At 62.8% G+C, this 19,294-nt stretch carries 20 protein-coding genes; 13 read left to right on the top strand and 7 right to left on the bottom strand.

All coding sequences use genetic code 11. The annotated features are described in order from the left end of the window. Positions 1-18: 18 nt before the first annotated feature. On the bottom strand, positions 19-489 hold the full coding sequence (locus tag N2315_03185; GenBank protein ID MCX7828194.1) for a methyl-accepting chemotaxis protein: 471 nt from the start codon (positions 487-489) through the stop codon (positions 19-21). A 488-nt stretch (positions 490-977) separates the two neighbouring features. On the opposite strand from N2315_03185, the gene cobO reads away from it, so the two are divergent. The 3 genes from cobO to N2315_03170 all read left to right on the top strand — a co-directional run bounded on the left by cobO (position 978) and on the right by N2315_03170 (position 3,219). After that, positions 978-1,493 (top strand): cob(I)yrinic acid a,c-diamide adenosyltransferase, encoded by a 516-nt coding sequence (gene cobO / locus N2315_03180; GenBank protein MCX7828193.1) that lies wholly within the window; start codon positions 978-980, stop codon positions 1,491-1,493. 68 nt (positions 1,494-1,561) lie between these two features. Beyond that, positions 1,562-2,542, top strand: coding sequence for an ATP-grasp domain-containing protein (locus N2315_03175; protein ID MCX7828192.1), 981 nt, complete (start codon positions 1,562-1,564; stop codon positions 2,540-2,542). Next, a complete protein-coding gene (locus N2315_03170) occupies positions 2,539-3,219 on the top strand; it encodes an HAD family hydrolase (protein ID MCX7828191.1) in 681 nt (226 codons plus the stop codon). Before N2315_03175 ends, N2315_03170 begins: the two co-directional genes overlap by 4 nt. Before the next feature lie 23 nt (positions 3,220-3,242). On the opposite strand, the gene N2315_03165 is transcribed toward N2315_03170, so the two are convergent. Then, positions 3,243-4,016 carry an arginine deiminase family protein gene (locus tag N2315_03165; GenBank protein ID MCX7828190.1) on the bottom strand — a complete coding sequence of 258 codons (774 nt, stop codon included), beginning with the start codon at positions 4,014-4,016 and terminating at the stop codon, positions 3,243-3,245. Between the two features lie 64 nt (positions 4,017-4,080). Then, on the bottom strand, positions 4,081-5,538 hold the full coding sequence (locus tag N2315_03160; protein ID MCX7828189.1) for an amino acid carrier protein: 1,458 nt from the start codon (positions 5,536-5,538) through the stop codon (positions 4,081-4,083). Between the two features lie 170 nt (positions 5,539-5,708). Between N2315_03160 and N2315_03155 the strand changes: the two genes are divergently transcribed. Further along, the gene (locus N2315_03155) at positions 5,709-6,182 is read left to right on the top strand and encodes an Lrp/AsnC family transcriptional regulator (GenBank protein MCX7828188.1); all 474 of its coding nucleotides are present in this window, start codon (positions 5,709-5,711) and stop codon (positions 6,180-6,182) included. 87 nt (positions 6,183-6,269) lie between these two features. Here N2315_03155 and gyrB read toward each other — a convergent pair whose 3' ends face one another. Both gyrB and N2315_03145 read right to left on the bottom strand, forming a co-directional pair. Further along, entirely contained in the window at positions 6,270-8,180 is a 1,911-nt protein-coding gene (gene gyrB / locus N2315_03150; GenBank protein ID MCX7828187.1) for a DNA topoisomerase (ATP-hydrolyzing) subunit B, read from the bottom strand. After that, the gene (locus N2315_03145; protein ID MCX7828186.1) at positions 8,177-8,392 is read right to left on the bottom strand and encodes a hypothetical protein; all 216 of its coding nucleotides are present in this window, start codon (positions 8,390-8,392) and stop codon (positions 8,177-8,179) included. The genes gyrB and N2315_03145 overlap by 4 nt, the downstream gene beginning before the upstream one ends. Positions 8,393-8,468: 76 nt before the next feature. On the opposite strand from N2315_03145, the gene N2315_03140 reads away from it, so the two are divergent. Then, positions 8,469-9,608, top strand: a complete 1,140-nt coding sequence (locus tag N2315_03140; protein ID MCX7828185.1) for a hypothetical protein — start codon at positions 8,469-8,471, stop codon at positions 9,606-9,608. A gap of 17 nt (positions 9,609-9,625) precedes the next feature. On the opposite strand, the gene N2315_03135 is transcribed toward N2315_03140, so the two are convergent. Both N2315_03135 and N2315_03130 read right to left on the bottom strand, forming a co-directional pair. Further along, positions 9,626-10,612, bottom strand: a complete 987-nt coding sequence (locus tag N2315_03135) for an ABC transporter substrate-binding protein (protein MCX7828184.1) — start codon at positions 10,610-10,612, stop codon at positions 9,626-9,628. A gap of 69 nt (positions 10,613-10,681) precedes the next feature. Further along, on the bottom strand, positions 10,682-11,278 hold the full coding sequence (locus tag N2315_03130; protein MCX7828183.1) for a methyl-accepting chemotaxis protein: 597 nt from the start codon (positions 11,276-11,278) through the stop codon (positions 10,682-10,684). Positions 11,279-11,435: 157 nt separating this feature from the next. On the opposite strand from N2315_03130, the gene N2315_03125 reads away from it, so the two are divergent. The 8 genes from N2315_03125 to N2315_03090 all read left to right on the top strand — a co-directional run bounded on the left by N2315_03125 (position 11,436) and on the right by N2315_03090 (position 19,233). After that, entirely contained in the window at positions 11,436-12,170 is a 735-nt protein-coding gene (locus N2315_03125; protein MCX7828182.1) for a DUF364 domain-containing protein, read from the top strand. 127 nt (positions 12,171-12,297) lie between these two features. Then, positions 12,298-12,873: a DUF6305 family protein gene (locus tag N2315_03120; GenBank protein ID MCX7828181.1), complete on the top strand. Its 576-nt coding sequence runs from the start codon at positions 12,298-12,300 to the stop codon at positions 12,871-12,873. 4 nt (positions 12,874-12,877) lie between these two features. Continuing rightward, on the top strand, positions 12,878-14,167 hold the full coding sequence (locus tag N2315_03115) for a TRAP transporter large permease subunit (protein ID MCX7828180.1): 1,290 nt from the start codon (positions 12,878-12,880) through the stop codon (positions 14,165-14,167). Positions 14,168-14,180: 13 nt separating this feature from the next. Further along, on the top strand, positions 14,181-14,324 hold the full coding sequence (locus N2315_03110) for a hypothetical protein (protein MCX7828179.1): 144 nt from the start codon (positions 14,181-14,183) through the stop codon (positions 14,322-14,324). Between the two features lie 11 nt (positions 14,325-14,335). After that, complete coding sequence (locus N2315_03105; protein ID MCX7828178.1) at positions 14,336-15,472, top strand: succinylglutamate desuccinylase/aspartoacylase family protein; 1,137 nt, start codon at positions 14,336-14,338, stop codon at positions 15,470-15,472. Positions 15,473-15,513: 41 nt separating this feature from the next. Further along, positions 15,514-17,235 (top strand): gamma-glutamyltransferase, encoded by a 1,722-nt coding sequence (ggt, locus tag N2315_03100; protein MCX7828177.1) that lies wholly within the window; start codon positions 15,514-15,516, stop codon positions 17,233-17,235. 70 nt (positions 17,236-17,305) lie between these two features. Continuing rightward, the gene (locus tag N2315_03095; GenBank protein MCX7828176.1) at positions 17,306-18,619 is read left to right on the top strand and encodes a hypothetical protein; all 1,314 of its coding nucleotides are present in this window, start codon (positions 17,306-17,308) and stop codon (positions 18,617-18,619) included. Then, positions 18,616-19,233, top strand: coding sequence for a response regulator (locus N2315_03090; GenBank protein ID MCX7828175.1), 618 nt, complete (start codon positions 18,616-18,618; stop codon positions 19,231-19,233). The genes N2315_03095 and N2315_03090 overlap by 4 nt, the downstream gene beginning before the upstream one ends. Positions 19,234-19,294 lie beyond the last annotated feature (61 nt).

Here is a 19,294-nt window from a genome sequence, read left to right as displayed (position 1 = left end):
GCCGAAGGCTAGGGCCTTCTACAGGAGCTCCTTAAGGCGGGCCTCCACGTTCTCCGCCGCGGACACCATGGAGGAGAGCCCCTCCACCTGGGATTTGAGGGCCTCGATGGTCTTAACCCGCTTCTCCGCCACCTGGCTGAACTGCCTTATGGGCTCCCCCAGGGTCTTGGAGATCTCCGCTATGTCGGTGAGCACGTCCCCCACCTCCTGCACCGACGCGGTGGTCTGCTCCGCCAGCTTTCGCACCTCGTCGGCCACCACCGCGAAGCCCTTGCCCATGTCCCCCGCCCGGGCGGCCTCTATGGCGGCGTTGAGCCCCAGCATCTTGGTCTGCCGGGCTATGGCGTGGATGGTGCTCACAAGTTCGTCGGACCGCTGGGTCTCCTTGGTGAGCCGCTCCATGCCCTCCAACATGGGCTTCATGGTGCCCTCCACGTCCTTGTTCCCCGAGGCCAAAGAGTCAAAGGCCTCCTTGAGGGGCTGAAGCATCTCCGTGAGGGCCTTCCGGAGCTTTATTATCTCCTCCACCTGCCTTGCGATGACCCGGGAGTTCTCCTCCTCCTTGGCTATTATGTCGTACAGGAACCTGGCGTCCTGGGACCTTAAAAGCCCCGTGCGGGGGGACTTCTTCTCCTCCACCTCCCGGGCCACCGAGTCCCGGCCGGTGACCTCGATTATGAGGTCGCAGGGGCGGTTCAAGAGGTCCTCCATCTTCGTGTAGGTGGGGATGTGGTGCTGTCGGGCCTCCCTCATGGCGGGGGCGTCGTCGGAGATGTCCACCACCCCGGCTATCTTGAAGTCCAGCTTCAAGAGGTGACGCATTATCTTGAGTGCCCCGTCGCCGCCTCCTATGAAACCTATCTTCATTTCTGCCATATTAAAAGACCCCCTCACCAAAGGTTTTGGCACCACAGCACGTGGTATGCTTAAGTTCATAGTCCTTTGCGAATTTTATCAGATGTGGGGGGTATGCATAAATGGGCATGGTGCAGGTTTACACCGGAAACGGCAAGGGAAAGACCACCGCGGCCCTGGGGCTTGCGGTGAGGGCGGTGGGGCACCGCAGGAGGGTCAAGATGATCCAGTTCCTGAAGGGCTGGGACTTCTACGGGGAGATCCGGGGCGTCCAGGGGCTTGATGGGTTTGAGCTGGTGCGCACCGGCACTCCGGACTACGTGCCAAAGGGAAAGGCCAGGGAGGTGGACTTCTCCGAGGCCCGGCGGGGGCTTGAGCTGGCCCGGGAGGCCCTTTCGTCCGGTTCGTACCACCTGGTGATCCTGGATGAGATCAACGTGGCGGTGGATTACGGCCTCCTTGATGTCCAGGAGGTGCTGGAGGTAATAAGGAACCGTCACGAGGATACGGAGGTGGTGCTGACGGGCCGTTACGCCCCGGAGGAGTTCATCGGGGAGGCGGACCTGTTGACGGAGATGCGGGAGGTGAAGCACCCCTACCAAAGGGGCGTCAAAGCCCGGGAGGGCATAGAGTACTAGGGTGTGGTGTAGAATAGACTTCCCGGCCGCCATGGGGCGCTGGGACATAGATTATTGGGGGGTTCCTTATGATCAACGTCTTGATGACCAGCGCGGGCCGGCGGGTGTCCCTTCTTAAGGCCTTCAAGAGGGCTGTGGAGAAGAGGGCGGGGACGGTCCTGGCGGCCGACGCGGACCCGCTGGCCCCGGCGCTTTTCCTTGCCCACAGGGGGATCCAGATGGAGCCCTTGGGGCGAGAAGGGTACCTGGACGGCCTTTTGAAGCTGGTGGAGCGGGAGAGGATAGGCCTTGTGGTCCCCACCATAGACACGGAGCTGGAGCTCCTGTCGAGGAACGCTGGCAAGTTCCAGGACCTAGGCTGCCTGGCGTTGGTGTCGGGGCTGGAGCTCATAAACATATGCAACGACAAGTGGAACACCGTGGAGTTCTTTAGCTCCCACGGGGTGGACGTGTCCTTGAGCTGGCTTCCCCAACACATTGAGGGGCAGGAGCTGCCGGAAACCGTCTTCGTGAAGCCCCGAGGGGGGAGCGCCAGCAGGAACGCCAGGCGGGTGGCGAGGGAGGATCTCCCGAAGGCGCTGGAGCTCACGGATGAGCCCCTCATAGTGCAGGAGTGCCTTGAGGGAGACGAGATCACCGTGGACTGTCTTTTGGGGCTCAACGGAGAGGTGATCCACTACGTACCCAGGATAAGGATAAAGGCGGTGGGAGGTGAGTCCGTGGAGGGGGTCACCATATCCGATGAGCCCATCAGGGACTGGATGCTTAAGGTGTTGTCCCTCATATCCCAGGCGGGCGGCATGGGGCCCATAACGGTCCAGGCCTTCTTGACCGAGAGGGGGCCCGTGCTGTCGGAGGTGAACCCAAGGTTCGGCGGGGGATTCCCCTTGGCCTTGGCGGCGGGCGGCGACTACCCCGAGTGGATAGTCCGCATGGTTCAAGGGGAAGATGTCAGCCCAAGGATAGGGGAGTACCGGGTGGGGCTTAAGATGACCCGGTTCTACCAGGAGATCTTCGTGGGGGAGGACGGAGGGGTTGAGCTCCCATGATAAGGGGGGTGGTGTTCGACCTCGATGACACCCTCTACTTCGAGGAGGATTACGTAAGAAGCGGCTTTTCCCACGTGGCCTCCGCGGTGGCTGCAGCCTGCGGGCTTGATCCTTGCGAGGTGTTTGGTTTTCTCTGGCGGGGTTTCCTTCAAGGCGTGAGGGGCAGCAGCTTCGACGCCCTCTTGGAATGTTTCCCCTTGGCGGCGGAGCGGTTCACCCCGTTGGACCTGGTCAGGATCTACCGGGAGCACCGGCCCCGCATAGGGCTTGGGGACGAAACGCTGGAGCTCCTTTCGTACCTTCGGGACCTTGGCCTTTGGCTTGGGGTCATATCCGACGGCCCCCTGGAGTCCCAGCGTAGAAAGGCCTCCGCCCTGGGGCTGGATCAATTGTTCCACAGGGTCATACTCACGGACCGGTACGGCAGGGATTTCTGGAAGCCCTCCGAGGGGGCCTTCAGGATGGTGGAGGAGGAGTCGGGGCTTAGGGGAGCTTTGCTTTGCTACGTGGGGGATAACCCCCAGAAGGACTTCACCGCCCCCAACCGCCTTGGGTGGCTGACCGTGAGGTTCAGGCACCCAAGGCAGCTCCGGTTCCGCGAGGAGCCCGATGATCCCTCCAAGGCCCCGGCGGAGGAGATAGGGGACCTTAAGGACCTAAGACGGTTCCTTGCTTAAGGCCGGCTCCTCTCCGTAGGATCTTAGAACCGTAGGGACAGGCACGAAAGGCCCCCGTCGATCTTCCTAAACTCCGAGGTGTCCACCGTTATGACCCGGTAGCCCAGGTCCCTTACGCTGCCTTCAACGGTGGGGTAACCCTTGGGCACGATGACCGTCCCGTTGACCCATATGCAGTTGGCCCCGTAGGCCTCCTCCGGCGGCACCGCGATGCGGTTGAAGCTTAGGAACTCCTCCTTGTTCACGAACTCACCGGAGACCAGCAGGTTGTTGTTCTCTATGTAGTTCACGCCGGTCTTCAGGTGCAGCACCTCCTTGAGGGGCACCTGGGAGCCACTAAGACCGTGGCGCCCTAGGATGGAGAGGAACTGGTCTATGCCCTCCTGGTTGGTCCTGGCGGAGAGCCCCACGTAGAAGTGGTCCCCCACCATCATCACGTCCCCCCCCTCAAGGGTGCCGGGGGCGTGGATGAACTCCATCCGGTCCTCCGGGAAGAACTCCTTGAGCACCTGAACCATGGACTGCACCTCCCCCTTGCGGCTCGGGGCGCCGGGGTTGGTTATTATGGCGCAGTTCCGGGTTATCACCGCCGTGTCCTCCACGAAGCATGAGTCCGGGTACTCCTCCATCGGCTCCAGCACCGTCACCTTGACGCCGCAGGACTCAAGGGCCCTTATGTACTCCCGGTGCTGCTCCAGCGCAAGGTGGTAGTCCGGTTTTCCAAGCTCCGGGGATGAGGTTATCCCCTCCGTTACGGACCTGCCGGGGGTGCGCACTATCACGTTCCTGAACTCCATGGGTTTCGTCCTCCTTTTTATGTGTGGTTTCTTTTAAAGCCTTTAGAAGCTGCCTGCCCAGGCCTTAGGCGGACTGCTCGTCGTAGAAGGGCGGCACCAGGGGCTTTGAAGTTTCCCCCTGGGCGGACTTGACGTACCTTGTGCGGTAGTCCTCCAGGAGGGACAGGAACTTAGGGGCCAGAAGCCACAGCGCCGTCACGTTGGCGAAGATGGGAAGCGCCGTGGAGGCGTCGGAGAAGACCCATACGATGGTGCCGGGAAGGCCGAACCACACCGCCACATAGACCATGAGAAGGCTTGGTATCGGGTAGGTCCACTTGTAAAAGCCAAGCAGCCGTCCCTTCCAAGGGGAATCCCCCAGCAGGTACCGGAGCACCACCTCCATCTGGGCATAGACCCCGCCGGAGGTGGTAAGGCCGAATATGAAGACCGCAAGGGCCAGTATCAGCCGTCCGTAACGGCCTATGCCGGTCTCGAAGGCCGAGAGGGTCAACGTGGCCCCGTCAAGCCCGCTGGACCACTGGCCGGTCACCACGATGACCAGACACGTGACGGTGCAGATAACGAAGGTGTCCATGAAGACCTCGAATATGCCCATGAGGCCTTGTCTTACCGGGTGGTCCACCTTGGCGGTGGAGTGTATCATGGGCGCGGAGCCCCAGCCCGCCTCGTTGCTGAACACGGACCTGGCGAAGCCCACCTTCATGGCCTGGGACACCGCGGCCCCCGCAAAGCCCCCCGCGGCGGCGCTGCCGGTGAAGGCGGAGCTCACGATGAGGCCCAGGGCCTTGGGCAGGTGGGTCCAGTACCTCAGCAGTATGAGGCCTCCACCCAGTATGTAGAAGACGCACATGAATGGCACCAGCCACGAGGCTGTCCGACCTATCCCCTTCAGACCTCCGCTTATCATGCCGTATAGGAGCATGGTATACACAACGCCGACCCAGGTCATGGGTATCCCAAAGGTGTTCCCCACCGCCTCGGAGACGGTGTAGGTCTGGATGTTTATGAAGTACGACGTGAGGAAGCCGAAGGCGAAGAGGCCGCTCAGCGCCTTGAAGACCCTCTTGAGCCCCATCTCCTCCCCTATGCCCTTCTTCATGTAGTAGTTGGGGCCCCCATAGGTATCCCCCCTCTCGTCCGTGGACCGGTAGTGCACCGCCAGGGTTATCTCCGCGGTCTTTATTATCATTCCCACCATGGCGGCCACCCACATCCAGAACACCGCCCCGGGGCCGCCGGTGGCTATGGCGGTGGCCACTCCACCTATGTTCCCCACCCCCACGGTGGTGCCAAGGGCGGCGCTCATGGCCTCCGCGGAGGACAGAAGCCCCTTGCCCTCCCCTTCCCTGGGCTTAAGTATGCTGCTTAATGCGTTCCTCAGCGCCTCCCGGAACATGAGGAACTGGAAGCCGCCGGTCCTTACCGTGAGGTACGCGCCGGTGCCAAGGATCGTGAGCACCAGCGGCATGCCCCACATGTAGTCCCACACGATGACGCTTATAAGGTCCAAGAAGTTCATCCCCTTAACCCCCTCCTTGCGCCCCAGCTCTTCACCGGGGTTTATTTTTGAGCCAGGTTAGCAAACAAGGGTTTTGCGGTGAATGGCTTGTTTTAGCCCATGATGCTTTTTAAGGTGATAAAATTAGGTGATTTTTGGAATAAGTTTACGCCGGTGAGGTGTTGTCCCCCATGAGTTCGGACAAGAGCAAGCTGTTGGACCCTACGGGGTGGAGGATATTGGAGGTGCTTCAGGAGAACTGTCGGATATCCTACAAGGAGCTGGGGCGCCGGGTGGGGCTTTCGACTCCCGCGGTGATAGAGCGGGTCCGGCGGATGGAGGAGGAGGGGATAATAGAGGGTTACCGGGCGGTGGTGAACCCAAGGAAGGTGGGCTACTCCTTCCGGGTGATGCTGGCGGTGTCGTCGGTCTACAACAACCCGGACCACGTGGTGATGAAGGCCCTGGAGGAGCTGCCGGAGGTGATCCGCTGTTGGAGCGTCACCGGCTCCAACGACTTCTACATGGAGGCCCTGATCCCCTCCATGGAGTTCCTGCAGGAGCTATTGACGCGTCTCTCCCGGCACGGGCGCATAGTGACCTCCATGGTGCTGCCCTTGATGGGGGGAAGCGGCAAGGTGACCCCTCCCCGGGAGGCCCTTTGACCCCATGATCGACTATTGTTTGGGGAGGTAACGACCAAGCCCCCGAAGGCCCATGGGCCCGGGGGCTTTTTTCTCGTTTATTACGGGCTAAACGTCCAGGTTCCGGACCTCTTTGGCGTGGGTCTCGATGAACTCCCGCCGGGGGCCCACCGCGTCCCCCATCAGGATGCTGAAAAGCTCGTCCGCCAGCACCGCGTCCTCCACCTCAACCCGCTTTATGACACGGTTCGCGGGGTCCATGGTGGTCTCCCAGAGCTGCTCCGGGTTCATCTCTCCAAGCCCCTTGTAGCGCTGCACCGACGCCTTCTTGCCCCCTAGGCGCTGCATCATCTCCTTCAGCTCCCGGTCGGAGTAGCAGTAGTGGACGTTCTTCCCCTCCTGAATCCGGTACAAGGGGGGCTGGGCCACGTAGAGGTGCCCGTTCTCGATTATCTGGGGCATGTAGCGGAAGAACAGCGTGAGCAGAAGGGTCCTTATGTGGGCCCCGTCCACGTCGGCGTCGGCCATGAGGAATATCTTGTGGTACCGTAGCTTTGAGTAGTCGAAGTCATCCCCCACGCCGCAGCCCAGGGCCTGGATTATGGTGCGCACCTGGTCGTTGGATAGGATCTTGTCAAGCCGGGCCTTCTCCACGTTGAGTATCTTGCCCCTCAGGGGAAGTATGGCCTGGAAGGACCGGTCCCTTCCCATCTTGGCGCTGCCTCCCGCGGAGTCCCCCTCCACTATGTAGAGCTCGCACTCCTCTGGCCGCCGGTTGGAGCAGTCCGCCAGCTTCCCCGGCAGGTCCATGCCGCTCATGGCGGACTTGCGGCGCACCAGGTCCCGGGCCTTCTTGGCCGCCTCCCGGGCCTGCCGGGCCTTCACCGCCTTCTCCACCACGGGCCTTAGGATCTGGGGATGGTCCTCCAGGATTACCTTGAGCCCCTCGTATACCACCGAGTCCACTATACCCTTCACGTCCCCGTTGCCAAGCTTCGTCTTGGTCTGACCCTCGAACTGGGGCTCCAGGAGCTTCACGGATATCACCGCCGTGAGCCCCTCCTTCAGGTCGTCGCCGGAGAAGTTGGGGTCCTTGTCCTTCAGCAGCTTCTCCTTCCTGGCCTGGTCGTTGATTATCCTCGTAAGGGCGGTCCTGAAACCCGATACGTGGGTGCCACCCTCCACGGTGTTTATCAGGTTCGCGAAGGCGAAGATCCTCTCCAGGTACGTGTCGTTGTACTGAAGGGCCACCTCCACTATGACCCCGTCCTTCTCCCCCCTTACCACCATGGGGGGCTTGAAGAGCACCTCCTTGCCCCGGTTCAGGTACTCCACGAAGGAAGCTATGCCCCCCTCGAAGTGGAGCTTCCGCTCCAGCGGGGGATCTTGCCTGAGGTCCCGGAACACTATGGTGACGCCGGGGTTAAGGAACGCCAGCTCCCTGAGCCGGCCCAGTAGCACGTCGGAGGAGAACTCCAGGGTGGAGAAGATCTCCCCGTCGGGCATGAAGTGCACCCGGGTGCCCCTCTTGTCCGTGTCCTCCCCCACCTCCAGGTCCGTCACCGGAACCCCGCGGCGGTAGCTCTGACGGTGCTCCTTGCGGTTCCGCCAGATGGTTACCTCCAGCCACTCGGACAGTGCGTTCACCACCGACACCCCAACCCCGTGGAGGCCGCCCGACACCTGGTAGGCCTTCTTGTCGAACTTGGCCCCCGCGTGAAGCACCGTGAGCACCACCTCCGCCGCGGGCCTGCCCATGGTGGGGTGCAGCTCCGTGGGGATCCCTCGGCCGTTGTCCTCCACCGAGACGCTGCCGTCGGGATGCACCGTCACCTGAACGGTGTCGCAGAACCCCGCCATGGCCTCGTCGATGGCGTTGTCCACCACCTCGTAGACCAGATGGTGAAGTCCCCGCTGGCCTTGGTCCCCTATGTACATTCCGGGCCGCTTCCTTACCGCCGAGAGCCCCTCCAGTACCTGTATGTCCTTGGCGGTGTACTGAGAAACCGGTGCGTTCATTGCTCCCTCTCCTTCTTCCCATGCGAGGCGCCTTCCCGCTTCCCAGGGTAAAGTCCCAGCTCCGAGGAGCGCTTTAAGATCGAAGCGGGGGCAAGAGGACTCTCCAAAACCCCGCCGTCCTTAAGGTGCACCGCGGCGCCGCCGGGACTCCTTATGAGGGCCACCACGTTGGGGGCCCAAACCACTTCCCTGGAACTTAAGACGAGGAACACCTGAAAGACGCCTCCCGTTGGCCTATAATCTACATTATCGTTGAACGCTTATTTTATCATGAATGGTGGTGCTCCGTTGAGCTTCGATGTCCACATGCTGGTGAACTCCCCGGGGGAGCTCATGGGATGGGCCGCCCCGGTGGCCAATGCGCTGCGGTCCCTCGGGGATGTCTCGTTGACCGCGGTGATCCCCCCGTGCCAGTACGCCAGCGGCGGAGAGCTCGACGCCGCCAGGCGGGTGGCGGACCGGGTTTACCCCTTGGCCAAGTTCCTTAGGGAGCGACCCTGGAGGGGCGGAAGGGGGGAGGTTAGGCTCCTTAGGCTCGGGGGGGACGTGAAGCTGGCGGTCCTCTTAGGCCGCCTCATGGGCTGTCCCGTGGACGCCTACGTGGGGCGAGGCCGTAGGGTAAGAGGGGTGAGGAAGCACCTGGTGCCGAACCTCGAGATGGAATCCGCCGTGATAGCCCAGGGGGGCTGCGCCGTGCCCGTGGGCTGGCCGGTGTTCGACGCGGTTCCCCCCTCTTGCGGGGCCCTTGAGGGGGTGCCGGTGGTGTTCATGTGCGGCAGCCGCCCCTTTGAGGCCCTGCACGGCCTGCCCTTCATGGTCAAGGCGGCGGGCGAGATGCTGAAGTCCATGCCGGACCTGTCCCCCCTGTTCCCCATGGCCCCCACCATAGACCCTAAGGCCCTTTACCCGGTGATGAGGGCCCTTGGGGTCCCCGACAGGGACCAAAGGCCGTCGGTGCTGGAGGTAAAGGGCCCCGCCGGTGTCTTTAGGGTGCGCATCACCTGGGACGGCTCCGTGCCCGAAAACCCGGCCCTGTGGGTGGCGTTCCCGGGCACAAACAACCTGCAGGCCGCGGCCCTTGGGGTGCCCCTTCTGGTGGCGCTGCCGCTGAACCGGGCCTGGGAGATCCCCATGGACGGCCTTCTGGGGTTGATCCCCTGGGGCCTGTGGGGCCTAAGACACCTCAAGAGCGCCATGGTGTCCCGCATGGTTAGGAAGCTTCCCTTCGTGAGCCTTCCTAACCGCCTTGCAGGACGCATGGTGGTGCCGGAGCTGGTGGGGCCCTTGGAGCCCGTCGACCTTGCCATGGGGGCGCTGCAGCTTTTGAGGGACCCCGAAAGGGCCGCCCCCATGCTGGAGGCCTTCAAGGATATGGTGCGCCTTAACAGCGGATCGGCGCTTAGGATAGCTCGAGCGGTGCTCTCATGAGCCCCTAACGCGCGCCCCTATGGGTTCTTGAAGTACTTCCTGAACAGGCTGTCCCGCTCCTCAAGGACCACCCTGTCCACCAGGGCCTTAAGGGCCAAGGAGACGGTCTTGGGCATCACCAGCCCGAAGTTCTCCACCGAAAGCGACACGTTAAGCTCCCGCCATTCCTGGTGTTGCTCGAGGAACGCCCAGGCCACCGGCCGGTCCACCGCCAGGGCGTCCACCTTGCCGCTTTGAAGGGCCTTGGCCTCATCTACCGCGGTTGGGAAGGGCACGATCTCACAGCCCTTGAGCTTCTCCCGGGCGGCCTTCTCGCTGGTGGCCCCCCGGGTCACCGCCACCTTAAGCCCCTTGAGGTCCAACAGGGAGTCCACCGGCGAGTCCTTGGGCACCAACACGCTCTGGCCGCTCCGGAAGTAGCTTTTGGAGAAGGCGCAGAACTTAAGCCGCTCCGGCAGCTTCGTGGCGGTGGAGCAGAGGAAGTCAAAGCCCTCGAAGCTTCCCCGGTTCCAGGTGCCGGTTATGGTGCCCGGCTCTCCGCTTCCCCATGCCATTGGCACCCAGCGAAGGCGGACCCCAAGGCGGCGGGCTATGGCCTCCCCCAACTCCACGTCCAGCCCCTTTGGGGAGCCTTCCCTCCACCAGTGGAACTTCCCGAAGTCGTCGGTCTCTATGCCCAGCAGGAGCTCCCCCCGTTCCTTTATGGCCCCGATCGAAGGATTCCCCAAGTCCGCCTCTTGGGCGGCGTCGCTGAACCCCCACAGGGCCTCCGACGCTTCCCGAAGGCTTATGGGTATCGAGTCCATGATGATCCGGTTCTCCCGGATCTTGCCGTCCACCCTCTTGAGCCGCCCCGCCTGCTCTTCCGCCCTGTCCGCCATGATCCGGGCCTTCTTAGACATCCTCTCGGCCCTTTCGTGCTGTTTTGCCGCCCCTTCCGCCCCCAGCCGGAGGGAGGAGCCTATGTGGGAAAGGGAGTCGAACATGTCCTTAAGGTCCTCCATGGTGGCCTCCGCCCGGTCCGAGGCGTTCCTGGATAGGTTGAGGGCCCGGTCGATGTTCTCCGACGCCTCCTACCCTATTGCCCTGCTGGAGGACGCGAGGTCGCTTATCTTGGATGCCGCCTCGCTGGTCCTGGCGGCCAGCTTGCGCACCTCCTCCGCCACCACCGCGAAACCCCTGCCGTGCTCTCCAGCCCGTTCCGCCCCTATGGAGGCGTTGAGGGAGAGCAGCTTGGTCTGCTTGGCTATGGCGGTTATGTGGGTGGTTATGTCCGCTATGTTCCCCAGCACCTGGGTTATGCGCCCTATGGAGTCCGCCACGGACTCCGCGGACCGGACCATGGCCCTCACCGCTTCCACCGTGTGGGCCAGCATAGTACGGTCCCTCTGGGCCTCCTCCTGAACCCTAAGGCCGATCTCAAGGGCCTGCCTCATCTGCTCCATGGGCGTCTTGGCCTCCCGGGCGCTTTCGTCCAGCTCCTTGAGCAGCTCCCGGGCGTGGAGGTCCACGGACTCCCCCGCCTTGCCCACCTGGGAGGACTCCTCCTCTATCGAAGACAGGGACGAGGCCAACACCTCCACGGCCCCCTCCAGGTCCTCCAGCCCCAACTCTATCCGCCCGAGGGCGGACATGGCCTGTCCCGAAGGGGAGGATTGGGTAAGCTCCATTGGCTGCACCTCCATTAACAAGATTTGAGGTTAGATCATTCTGTCAAATAGACTGAACATTATGCCTGGGGTGCCCTATAATGAACCATGGAGTCCCGTGTCCCCGGTGTAGTGGTAGGTTAAGGTTTGAGACAGGATTTTCCCGGAGGTGAGGTTTATGGGCAGCCTTGACAAGCGGCTTTGGGATCTGGCTTACGCTAAGGCGTCGGGAAGGATGGTCCTTGAGGTGGTGCGGGGGGTGAGGTACACCGCGGCGCTTCTGGACAACGGCCGGGTGGGGCTTGCCTATTCTTTCCCGGACATGGTGATGGCGGAGGAGGAGTCCCCGGCGCTTTTGTCCTCCCTTCCGGTGGACCCGTCGGAGGCCCTTGGGCTCAGCGGCTCCCGGTGTCCCGGGGACCGGGCGGTGGCCCTTGCGGTGGCCAACGCCCTTTTGCCCGTGGAGGGGGAGCTGAGCGGCGCCATCCCCAAGGTGGAGCCCGGGATTGAGGTCCTCATGGTGGGGCGCATGGAGCCCCTGGAGAACAAGCTGGTGGCGTTGGAGGCCAAGGTGCTCTTCGCGGACCACAACCGCCCAGGCGGGTTAAGCGACGGCGAGGCTTTGGACATGGCGTCCCGGTGCGGCCTTGTGGTGCTCTCCGCCAGCTCCATAGTGAACGGCACCTGGGAGCGGTTTGTTGAGCTGGCCCGGGACTGCTGGGTGGCGGGGCCCTCGGCGCCGCTTTCCTGGGACGTCTATCGGGGGACATCGGTCAGCGTCGTGCTGGGACGGTCAGTGAAGAGCCCCCAGGCGCTCATGCGGATCGTATCCCGGGGCTGCGGCACCAGGTTCTTCGAGCCTTTTACCGACAAGGTGCTCCTTAGGGGCTGTGGGGAGGTGCTGTGTCCCTAGCTTGACGCCGGTGGGAATAGAAAAAAGATATTAACTCCTTCTGTGTAGAACCCGCCTCCCCTAGTATTTTCAATGGAGATCCACTTATTCGTGGGTCTTCTACTTGAAAACCGGGAGGCGGTCTGTTTTGCGTAGTTACGGAAGAAGCGCGCTCGTTTTGTGGGGGCTGGCCTTTTCGCTGGTCCTTGGCTTGTGCCTTGCCCCGGCTTCCGCCATGGCGTCCCAGGTGGCGGTGACCTCGGTGGGTCAGAGCCCGGACGCCATGATGGTGCGGGTGCTGCTCAAGAAGGCTGGTTTGGATTGCAAGTACGATGCCATGATGAAACCCCAGGACCTCTCGAAGGAGCACAAGGTCCTGATCGCCGTGGTGGGGGGCAGCATGAAGGGCCTTGGGGCCGCGGGGATCGACAAGGAGCAGGAGCGGGACCGGGTCAAGCAGCTTTTGGACGCCGCCAGGTCCAAGGGGGTGAAGGTGCTGGTGATGCACGTGGGCGGCAAGGGCCGCAGGGGTGAGCTCACGGACTACCTCATGGCGGCGGCGTTCCCGAAGGCGGACGGGGTGATAGTGGTGAAGGGGGGCAACGACGACGGTCTTGTGACCAAGCTGGCTCCTAAGGGGGTAAAGGTGGCGGAGGTGGAGTCCATCCAGGCGGTTTTGGGCCCCATGCTGAGCCAGCTGACCTCCTTCGGGGTGTCCAAGTAGTCCCATGGGAAGCTGGTTTTGGCCCGAAGGGGCCCTGGCGGTCCTGATGGTGGGGACCTTCGCCGCCGGGGCCTTCCGCTTGAAGCTCCCCATATCCATCGCCATGGCTTTGGCCTCCGTGGCGGGGGCCCTTTTCGGCGGCTTCGGATTTCCCGTGAGGCACCTGGTGGAGGGGATGTTCGGCTACCTGGACACGGTGCTCATAATCGCCTGCGCCATGACGTTCATGAAGTCCATCCAGGGGTGCGGCCTTTTGGACTCTCTGGCGGCATGGACGGTGCGGCGCTTCAAGGACCACCCGGTGCTGCTTTGCATCGCGGTGACCCTGCTGATCATGCTGCCGGGGATGATAACCGGTTCGTCCACCGCCGGGTGCCTCACCACCGGGGCCCTGGTGGCCCCGGTCCTGGTGAGCATGGGGGTCCCCAGGGCGAAGGGGGCCGCCGCCATAGCCATGGGGGCCATATACGGCATGATCGCGCCCCCCATAGACATCCCGGTGATGATAATAGGCGGCGGCATAGACATGCCCTACGTGGGCTTTACGGGGCCCCTGCTCTTCGCCACCGTCCCGCTGGCGGTCATCTCCTCCCTGTGGCTGCTTCTGCCTCACCTTAAGGGCAACCGTTCCGACGCTTCAGAGCTGGAGGCAAGGCTCAAAAAGATGGAAGAGGTGCCCTTGAGGCCGTCCCTTTTCCTTCCCTTCGCGGTGCTGGCGGGTCTTATGACGTTGGAGGCCCTGTTCAAGGGCAAGGTGAGCCTTGGGATGCCCCTTCAGTTCCTCCTGGCCGCCTCCTCGGCCTTTATGGTGGGCCGTAGGATGAACCCCCTTTCGGTGGCCCGGGAGGCGGTGCGGGACGCCATGCCGGTGCTGGGCATCCTAATGGGGGTGGGTATGTTCATACAGATGATGACCCTTACGGGGGTTAGGGGGTTCGTGGTGGTCTCGTGCCTTGCGGTGCCTGTGGCGCTCCTTTATCCCATGATGGGGCTCAGCATCCCCCTGTTCGGCGCCGTGTCCGCCTTCGGTGCTGCGTCGGTCCTGGGGGTGCCCTTCGTGCTGGCCCTCCTGGGAAAGGACCAGATAGTGGTGTCCAGCGCCCTGGCGCTGCTATCGGGCCTTGGGGATCTCATGCCCCCCACGGCCCTTGCGGGGATGTTCGCCGCCCAGGTGGCGGGGGAGGAGGACTACTTCAGGGTGTTGAGGCACTGCGTGTTCCCCGCGGCCCTTACGGTCCTCTGGGGGCTTGGCATGGTGGCGGCGGCCAACCCCTTGGCGGCCCTTTTACGGTGAGGAGGGAGCTTCCTTGACGGTGATCTATCTCTTCATAGTTGCCATGGTGTTGTTCCTGGTGGTGGATTTCTGCATTAGGGAAAAGGACCTCATGGCTCAGGCCACCGCCGCCATGGTGGCAATACCGCTGCTCTTAAGGCTCCTTAGGGTCAAGTAGGTGGAGCCATGATGAACGCGATCAAGGCCAACAAGATCAGCGGCTTGGCCATGCTGGCCCTGGCGGGGGTCCTGTGCTTTTGGGCTTCCCTTGACTTCAGGGCCATGGCGGAAAGGGACAAGGTGTTCCCCGCCCCGGGGTTCAGGGTTGAGATGCTGTCCAAGTACCTGCCCTCCATAAGGGGGAGCGGGGTGGACACGGAGGTTTACGTGCAGGAGGGGCCGGAGAAGGGCGGCACCGTGTTCGTGTTGGGGGGCACCCACCCGAACGAGCCCGCCGGTTACCTCTCGGCGGTGGTGCTTTTGGAGAACGCCAGGGTGAAGCGAGGTCGTCTTGTGGTGATCCCCTTCGGCAACGCCTCGGGATTCACCCACAACCAGCCCCAGGAGGCCTCCCCTAACCGCATATCCTTCAAGCTCCGGGATGGGTCTTACAGGAGCTTCAGGTACGGCGCCAGGGACATCAGCCCCCTTCTCATGTGGCCGGTGCCGGACGTTTACATACACCGAGCCTCAGGCCAGGCCCTTTCGGGCAACGAGAGCAGGAACTTGAACCGCGCCTATCCGGGTTCTCCCGATGGGACCTGGTCTGAGAAGCTGGCCTACGCCATCATGGAGCTTCTTAGGAGGCAGAGGGCCGACGTGGCCTTTGACCTGCACGAGGCTTCGCCGGAGTACCCGGTGGTGGACGCCGTGGTGGCCCATGAGAAGTCCATGGAGGTGGCCGCCGCGGCGGTGATGGAGCTCAAGCTGTCCGGCATCGACATGAGGCTTGAGCCCTCCCCCAGGAAGCTGCGGGGGTTAAGCCACCGGGAGTGGGGGGATGGGGCCGGGGCCATGCCCTTCCTTATCGAGGTGGCCAACCCAAGCCAAGGGCGCCTCCGGGGCCGCACCGACGAGGGGCTGGTGAAGACCGGCCTTGATAAGGCTTATCTTAAGGCGTCGGGGCTTGGGCGGCTTTTCGTGCCCTACGACTCCAAGGGGAAGCCCATAGAGGAGAGGGTGGGGCGGCAGCTGGCCACGGTGATGGCGGTGGTGGGCGCCTTTTCGGATTTCAATCCCGAGAGGGGGGTAGTGATAGAGGGGATCCCAAGCTACGAGGAGATAGTATCCGGCGGGGTAGGGTCGTTCCTTAAGAGCGGTCCCTGATGGTCTTCGGGGATCTGGCTGGCAGGTAAGGAGGGATTCATGTGAGGAACATTCTTAAGATAGGCGCCATGGCGCTGGCGGTGTTGTTGGCATGCGGTCTTGTGGGCCCCGGATTTGCGTCTTCCGGGGACGTCTACGCCCCCAACGGGATGGTGTCCAGCGCCCACGAGCTGGCCTCCCGGGCGGGGGTTCAGATACTGAAGCAGGGGGGCAACGCGGTGGACGCGGCGGTGGCGGTGGCCCTGGCGCTCAACGTGGTGGAGCCCAACGCCTCCGGCATCGGTGGAGGCGGTTTCATGACCATAAGGACCGCCGACGGCAAGGTGGTGGTGGTGGACTACCGGGAGACCGCCCCCGCTTCGGCCGCTAAGGACATGTTCGCCTCCGAGGAGGCCAAGAAGGCCAAGTGGTCCGTAAACGGCGGCAAGGCGGTGGCGGTGCCGGGCTTTGTGGCGGGGATGTTCCACGTGTTGGAGAAGTACGGCACCATGTCTTTCGCCCAGGTGGCCCAGCCCGCCATAGAGCTGGCGGAGAAGGGCTTCAAGCTCCATCCCATGCAGAACCAGATAATAACCGACGAGTACGAGAAGCTTCAGGCCTATAACGACCCCCTTTCGGTGCCCTTCTTCAAGGACGGCCTTCCCATGCCCGCAGGGGAGCTCTGCGTGCAGAAGGACCTTGCCAGGACCCTTCGCGTCTTGGCTTCGGAGGGGAAGGACGCCTTTTACAACGGCCCCATCGGCGAGGCGTTGGTCCAGGCGGTTAACCGCAGCGGCGGTAATATGACCATGGAGGATCTTAAGTCCTACCGAGTTCTGGAGCGGAAGCCGGTGTCCGGCACCTACAGGGGCTATCGGATATACTCCACTCCCCCCGCTTCCAGCGGAGGCACCCACGTGGTGGAGCTCCTCAACATCCTCGAGAACTTCCCCATGAGGGATTTCAAGCACAACTCCTTCTCCTACCTCAACGTCATGGCGGAGGCCATGAAGCTGGTTTACGCGGACCGGGGGAGGTACATGGCGGACACCGCCTTCGTGAAGGTTCCCATAGAGGGGCTTACCAGCAAGGGGTATGCCCAAAGGCAGGCGGGCCGTATAGACCTCAAGTCGGTCATGAAGGACGTGCCCTTCGGGAACCCCTGGGACTTCGAGCCCAAGGCGTCCTCCTACGTGGGCGGCGAGGTGAACGAGAGGGTGAGCACCACCAGCTTCTCGGTGGCGGACAAAGAGGGCAACATCGTGGCGGCCACCAACACCATAAACTACTTCTTCGGGTCCGGCGTCATGGTGCCCGGCTACGGGATCGTGCTGAACGACCAGATGGACGATTTCTCCCAGGACCCCAACAGCGTGAACGCCCCGGAGCCCCGCAAGAGGCCCCTTTCTTCCATGTCCCCCACGGTGATACTGACCCCGGAGGGCAAGCCCTTCATGGCGGTGGGGGCCGCGGGGGCCACCAGGATAATAACCGCGGTGACCCAGATCATAATGAACGCCGTGGACTTTGGCATGTCCATGGACGAGGCCATAGAGCAGCCAAGGATATACAACCTCGTGTCCGGCGGGAAGGCGGGGAAGCTTTACGCCGAGGAGGGGATAGACCCCTTAACGCTGGACCTTCTGCGGCTTAAGGGCCACGACGTGGAGGTAAAACCCAAGTCCGGCACCTTCGGCACCGCCCAGGGCATCCTGTTCGGCGCCGATAAGGGCCTTGACGGCGGCGCGGACTCCCGCCGTCTTGGGGTGCCGGTGGGTTTTTAGACACCGTTCACAGCAGGATGTGAAATCGGGGGCCTTTCGGGGCCCCCCTTTTCCGGTCTAGAATGGTGCGATGAGATCCTATGGAAAGATCCGTTGGAGGCCTTTGAGCCGTATCGAGTCCCTGTGCCTTGGCGCGGCGCTGTTGGCGGTCTGGTCAAGCTCCCTCCGGGCGGGGGGAGTTTTGGTGGTGAGATCCCTTAACGCCCCCTCGGGCCTTTTGGCGGGGGACCTGGTGAAGGCGGGCCTTCTGCTGGCGGCCATGAACTCCATAAGGGCCCTCATGCTCTACTGGGGGTGGCTCTCCTTGGGAGAGGCGTTCCCTGGGGGCATAAGGGGTTGGGTGGGGTCTGCCGTCATCCTGGCGGGGATACCCTTGTCCTACGGCCTGTCCTGGGCGGTTACGGGGGGTTCAGGGCTGCACTTTGGGACCGGGGCGGTGGTGTCCCTTTCGTCGGTGCTTTTGGTGAGGTATCTCACCGGGCCCCTTAGGGGCACCCTGGACAGGGTGGCGGTGATGGGGCTTGTGGTGCTGTCCCTCCAGTGGCTGGACCTTTGCCCTTCCCTCACGTCCTACGGTTTTGGGGGCGGGGAGCTGTCCATGGCGGTGAAGGGTCTGGCCTCCGCCATGGGGGAGGAGGCCCTTTTCGACTGGATAGGGTTTTTGGGCTTTGCCCTTTCGCTTACGGGGGCCCTCTCCGGGGCGTCCATACTCATGGGAAAGGTGCTGCAGGAGAGGCAGTTTCGGCTCATTCGAAGCCAGGAGAGGATGCTGGCCCAGATGAGGGAGGAGGGCAGGAGGGCCCGGGTCTTCCGGGAGATACAGCACCTGGTCCACGACCTTCGCCGTCCCCTTACGGTGATAACCGGCCTTGTGGACGTGCTCCTTTCCGAGAGCCCCTCCGACAGGAGGCTCCGTTTGGTCATGGAGGCGGCGGAGGGGATGAACCGGATGATCCAGGAGATACTGTCCGGCGAGGCGTCGCGGGAGGTGACGGTGCGAGAGGTGGTGGATCTTTGCCTTTCTCAGCTGAGTCCCATGCCCTACCGGGAGAGGGTGGAGGAGAGCTTGCCGGAGGACGTGGCGGGGACGGTCATAAGGGCCAACGTGATGAGGCTATCCAGGGCCTTGGCAAACCTGGTGGACAACGGCGCCCGGTGGGGAGGGACGGTTACGCTGTCCTGCAGAAGGGTCCCCGGGGGAGTTGAATTTTTGGTTCGAGACCGGGGCCCAGGGTTCAGCGGCGGGTCCTTCGGCACGGGCCTTACCTTCGTGGAGGACACCGCCGCTTCCCATGGGGGAGCCGTTGAGATACGAAACCCCGGGGACGGGGGTTGTGAGGTGTCGCTGTTGGTGCTAAATGAGCAGGAGGTAGTTCCCGGTTGACGTTGAAGATAGGGGCCCTTGACGACGACGAGGCCATACTCTTCACCCTTACCGCCATGGCCAAGACCCAGGGGTGGGACATGGAGACCACCACGTCGATGGAGCGGTTCTTGGGCTGGGTTAAGGACGGAGCGAAGGACATATATCTTTTGGACTACCACCTGCCCAGGATGTCGGGTCTTAACGTGTTGAGGCAGGCCAAGGCCCTGTCCCCCGACGCGGTCATAGCCATGCTGACGGTGGAGCAGAACCCAAAGACCGCAAGGCTGCTGCTGGGGGAAGGGGCGGAGGACTTCATCACCAAGCCCATAAGGCTCGCGGACTTCTGCGCCAGGATAAACCTTTTAAGACGGTTGTCCCTGTCCCTTAAGGCGGCATGGAGGCAGACCCGGAAGGGGCTTTCGGAGGATAAGTTAAGACGGGCGGTGGGTATCCTTGAGGAGGCCGGGGACAAGGGAATCACCGCCGACGAGATGGGAAGCAGGCTTGGGGTGGCCTATGTGACCGCCCATAGGTATCTGGAGTACCTGGTATCAAGGGGCATTGCGGAGCGGGAGGAGTCTCCAGGCGACGGCCGCCCAGGGCGTCCCAGGCTGGTGTATCGCGGCAGGTGACATGATAGAACCCGTTCCCCGCCCCCCTTGTTTGAGGGGGGTTTTTGCTATAGTATCCCTC

Origin of the sequence: Thermanaerothrix sp., from assembly GCA_026417795.1 — a bacterium.
GTDB lineage: Bacteria > Synergistota > Synergistia > Synergistales > Synergistaceae > Thermanaerovibrio.
This window is presented reverse-complemented; position numbering and strand designations above follow the sequence as displayed.